The 4400-nt window shown below is 70.7% G+C and carries 3 protein-coding genes; 2 read left to right on the top strand and 1 reads right to left on the bottom strand.

Features of this window, described 5'->3' with window-relative positions; all coding sequences use genetic code 11:
* The coding region (locus tag VIP82_RS07435) for a type 2 periplasmic-binding domain-containing protein (protein ID WP_331907192.1) at positions 1–1023 on the top strand (1023 nt) is incomplete at its 5' end.
* A 98-nt stretch (positions 1024–1121) separates the two neighbouring features.
* Here VIP82_RS07435 and VIP82_RS07430 read toward each other — a convergent pair.
* Positions 1122–2063, bottom strand: a complete 942-nt coding sequence (locus VIP82_RS07430) for an acetylxylan esterase (protein WP_331907190.1) — start codon at positions 2061–2063, stop codon at positions 1122–1124.
* A 134-nt stretch (positions 2064–2197) separates the two neighbouring features.
* Between VIP82_RS07430 and VIP82_RS07425 the strand changes: the two genes are divergently transcribed.
* Positions 2198–4400, top strand: a 2203-nt coding sequence (locus tag VIP82_RS07425; protein WP_331907188.1) for a glycoside hydrolase family protein, incomplete at its 3' end; no start/stop codon positions are given.

Genomic DNA, 4400 nt, shown 5'->3' with positions numbered 1-4400 from the left:
CAGCTCGCACTCACCGGCCGCTCGGGCAAGCTCATGGGCGTCGGCCAGTCGGGCGGATGGCAGGTGCTCACGCCGATGGACGTGCTCGCCGACCTCACCGACCTCGCGAAGGGCCTCGGCATCCCGCAGGGTGTGCTCGACACGTACACGATGAACGGCAAGCTGCTCGTGCTGCCGCTCACGGCGTCGGGCATCGGCATCATCACGAACGGCGAGATCGCCAAGAGCGTCGGCATCAAGTCGGGCATGACGGTCGAGCAGTTCGCGACCGCGCTCGAGAAGATCAAGTCGCAGGACTCCTCGCTGATCCCCTACGCGGCGGTCACGAAGAACCCCGACCTGAAGGATGCCGCGCACTGGATGTGGGGCTGGGGCAGCCCGGTCGTCACCGACGACTTCGAGTGCACGATCGGCGACAAGGAGAGCGTCGAGGCGATCACCTGGTACAAGGCGCTGCAGGACGACGGCCTCACCCAGGCGAACGTGGCCCGCAGCGACGCGCGCATCCTGTTCGCGAGCGGGCGGGCGGCCCTCTACGACGACGCCCCGCTCGCCTCGACCTTCGTGAAGACGAATGGTGCCGCGCAGAGCATCATCGACAACATCAGTGCGATCGCCCGGCCCACCGCCGACGGCAACCCCTCGTACAACCGCGCCTGGGGCGGCGGCCTGTTCGCGAGTGCGGGCGAGGGCGAGCTCACGAGCCGCGACTTCATCACCTACGCCGCGACGAACATCGACGCTGCGACCGCGCAGTACGAGCAGTCGGGCGTGGCGCCGGCCGCGAAGTCCGTCGCCGACCAGATCCCGGCGCTCGCCGCCGACGAGTACCAGACCACCTTCCGCACCGAGGTCTCCGAGCACGCACGCGGCGCCGCATGGGACCGCGTGCCGGTGACCGCGCAGATCGACGCTGCGATCGGTGCAGGCGTGGCGACCATCCTCGCCGGCCAGGTCGACGTGCAGTCGGGCCTCAACTCGCTGAAGAAGGAAGTCCAGGACCTGCTCGACGCGAACTCGTAGCGGGTCGCCCGGCGCCGGCCGCCTGCGGAGGGACCCGCAGGCCGCCGGCGTTCGGCGCGCCCGGGGCATCCGCTCACGACGGGTGCTGGGTGCCGCCTTCAGGCCAGGCGGTCGTCGGGGAGCGCGAAGAAGTCGGCGGCGTGCTGCCGCGCCATCCGCTCGGAGACCTCGGCGATCGGGCCGTCGAGGTGCCCGTTCGCGCGTACGGTGAGCCGCTTCGGCCCGGTGAGCGCGTGGAAGACGGCGAACTGGCCGCGCGGGTCGACGGCGGGATCGAGCACCGCTGCCGCCACGTGCACCGGCGCGTGGATGCGTCGCGCTGCGACGGCGGCGTCGAAGTAGCCGAGCACTCGACGCGCCTCGGGGTGCTGCTGCACGTGCCGGCGCACGGCCTCGCCGCTGCCGGTGCAGCGACGCGTGAGGCGGATCTCGTGGTGCCCGAAGCTCGGCACGTCGAGCGAGGCGCGGCGGAAGCGGGCGTCCCAGGGGAGGGCCATCGCCCCGATTCCGCCGCCGAAGCTGCCCCCGCTGAAGTCGAGCGAAGCGGCTGCCCCCGGCGCGGCGTCGAGCAGCACCGTCGCGGCGCGCCAGACGTCGGCCGCGGCGAAGCGGTGCGAGTAGGTGTCGCGGTGCGCGATGCCCGCGAGCACGTGCTCGTCGGGGAGGGCGGGGAAGCGGCTCCCGGTGTTCGGCAGCGTCCCCGGCGCGGCGGGGAAGATCGCGGCCGTGTCGGCGGGCACCTGCTCGAGGTCGGGTGCGGCGCGGCCGCCGTAGCCGTGTCCGATCACGAGGCCGCGGCGGATCGCGGCCTCGAGGCGAGGCACCATCAGGAACGCCACGGCCGGCTCGTCGGCGGATGACTCGAACCGGATCTCCTTCACGCGATGGGTTCCGGTGGCGTCGAGTTCGCGCACGGACTCCCAGCCGACGAGGCCGTTGCCGTACGCCTCGAACGTACCCCGCCAGAACTCGTCGAAGTCGGCCGGCTCCTCGGGGCGCTCGGGCGCCGTCAGCAGCGCGGTCACCGAGTATTCGGTCATTTCTTCGGAAGGGGAGTGGGTCACTGCGTGGTCCTCTCAGGATTCAGCATGATCGACGCTATCGGGCACCGCTGACTGCATTGCCATTGACACTGTCGCATAACGGATGCATCATATGCATCATGGATTCAAGGATGAGCCCAGCGGCCGACCACGATTCGATGGACCCCGACGCGTCACCAGCGGACGCCCCAGCACCAGCTTCCGGGCAATGGAGCCGGCGTTCGGCGCTGCAGTTGCTGCTGGCGGCGGGCGTACTCCCCGCCGTCTTCGGAGGACACCCGGAGGCCGCTGCGGCGGATCCCGGGTTCAGCAGCACCGGCGGCGCCTACGCCGACGCCCTGCGGCGACTCGACAAGCCGAACCTCTCGCTCACCTGCGTCGCGCGGCTCGTCGGGCGAAACCATCGCATGACCTTCCACCAGGCCCGGTGGGACGGCGGCGAGACGATCGTCCGCGACCTCGAGATCAAGCACGACGGCGGTTGGCTGTCGCTGACCGACCCCGCGCACCGCTTCGACGAGCAGTGGGTCGTGCTGGCCGGCACGCTGCCCGACGGCAGCGCGCCGGAGCTGTACGGGCCGTTGCAGCCGAGCTGGCTGGGGTTCACCTCGTATCGACGCCTCAGTGGGCAGGCGATCGAGCTGCGCACCAGCACCGATGACGTCGAGCTCGTCGTGCGCTGGCGGCTCGACGGCGATCAGCCCGAGGCGCACTACGTGCTGAAGGCCAAGACGGCCGGCGATTACCTCGTCGGCTACCAGAGCCAGGACACCAGGACCCTCGACGACCTCGACGAGGTGCTCTGCGGGTCGTACCAGCACGCGCTCACCGTGGTCGACGGCTCGGCCCCGCTCGGCGCCTGGGAGCTGTTCGCGCCGATGGCGCTGACCCAGTACGCCGTCGCAGGCGTCGCCGTCACCTCGGGCGTCTACCTGCCGACCGAAGTGGCCGAGTTCGTGCACGAGCGCCAGCTGATGTCGGATCGGCAGCCGTACGGGATGAGCCTGCGCAACGACAGCCTCGACGTCGTGCCGAGCATCTACGCCCCGCAACCGGGACTTCGAACGGCCATGGCGGCCGGCGAACGGCGCGGGTTCGCCTTCGGCGTCGCGGCGCGCGTCGGCAGCCTCTACGACGCCTACACCGAGCTGTGCCGTGGCGAGTACGGCCTGAAGGCCTATCGCCGCAACGTCTACGACCGGTCGTTGACCGACGCCGTCCACGCGATGACGGAGCTCATCGCGATCGAGCCCGACGGCGACGACTCGGTCGACTTCATCCCCTCCTACTCCGGGTGGTGGAACCGGGCGAAGGGATTCGTCGACGTCGAGAACGAGGACGCGGTGCGCACCGCGGCCAGCGGCGTGCTGCTCTCGGCGCACTACCTGACCGGCACCGCCGACGGCACCCTCTACGACCGGAGAGCCCGGCCCGCCCTCGAGTACCAGTTGTCGCGCAAGGGCATCGGGCACTCGCCCGTGATCGGCGGCTCGGTCTACAACGACAAGACGCAGTACCGGATCGGCCGGATCCCCACCGACGCGGTGAACCTGGCGGCCCTCTCCCAGCTCACCCACGGGCGCAATGCGGCGTTCCAGCGGCTCGCGGTGCAGGCCACCAAGGCGGGTGTCGTCGGCCAGAGCCGGGCGCCGTTCGCGACCGCCCTGGCCACCTACCAGCTGACCGGCGACCCGGCGTACCTGACCGAGGCGACCCTGATCGGCCGGCGCTACGTGCAGGAGGAGATCCTCACGCCGTACCGCGGCAACGGGCAGCCGCCCGGTGGCTTCGCCTACAGCTTCTCGAAGTACTGGGTCGACCTCCTGGTGCTGTTCGAGCTGACCGGCGAGGCCGTGTTCCTCGAGGGCGCGCATCGCGAGGCGCAGCGGTTCATCACCCAGACCGCCGTTCGGCCGGTGCCCGACCAGACGGTCACGGTACCCGAGGGGCACGTGGTCGTGCAGCAGTACGACTGGGAGTCGCGGTCGTCACTGCCCGACTATCCGACCACGGATGTCGCGCCCGAGACCGTGCCGGCCTGGTACGTCTCGCCGACCGGCCTCACGTTCGAGGCGCTGTCGTCGTTCAAGCTCGGGGTCAGCTCGCTCACCGACCCCGGCGGCGGCTACGTCTTCAACCCGTGCTGGGCCGGCGCCCTGCTGCGGCTGGCCCACCATGCCGGCGACCCGCTGCTGGCCGACGTCGCGCACAACATGGTGATCGGCCGGTTCACCACCTACCCCGGCTACTACAGCCGCCAGTTCCAGGTGGCCCAGATGAAGCCCGACTTCGCGACGAGCGGCCCGGTCGGGATCACCGGGTACTACTTCCACC

This window comes from Microbacterium sp., from assembly GCF_036566905.1.
Lineage (GTDB): Bacteria > Actinomycetota > Actinomycetes > Actinomycetales > Microbacteriaceae > Microbacterium.
Note: the sequence above shows the minus strand (reverse complement) of the source record. Positions and strands in the feature narration are given on the sequence as shown.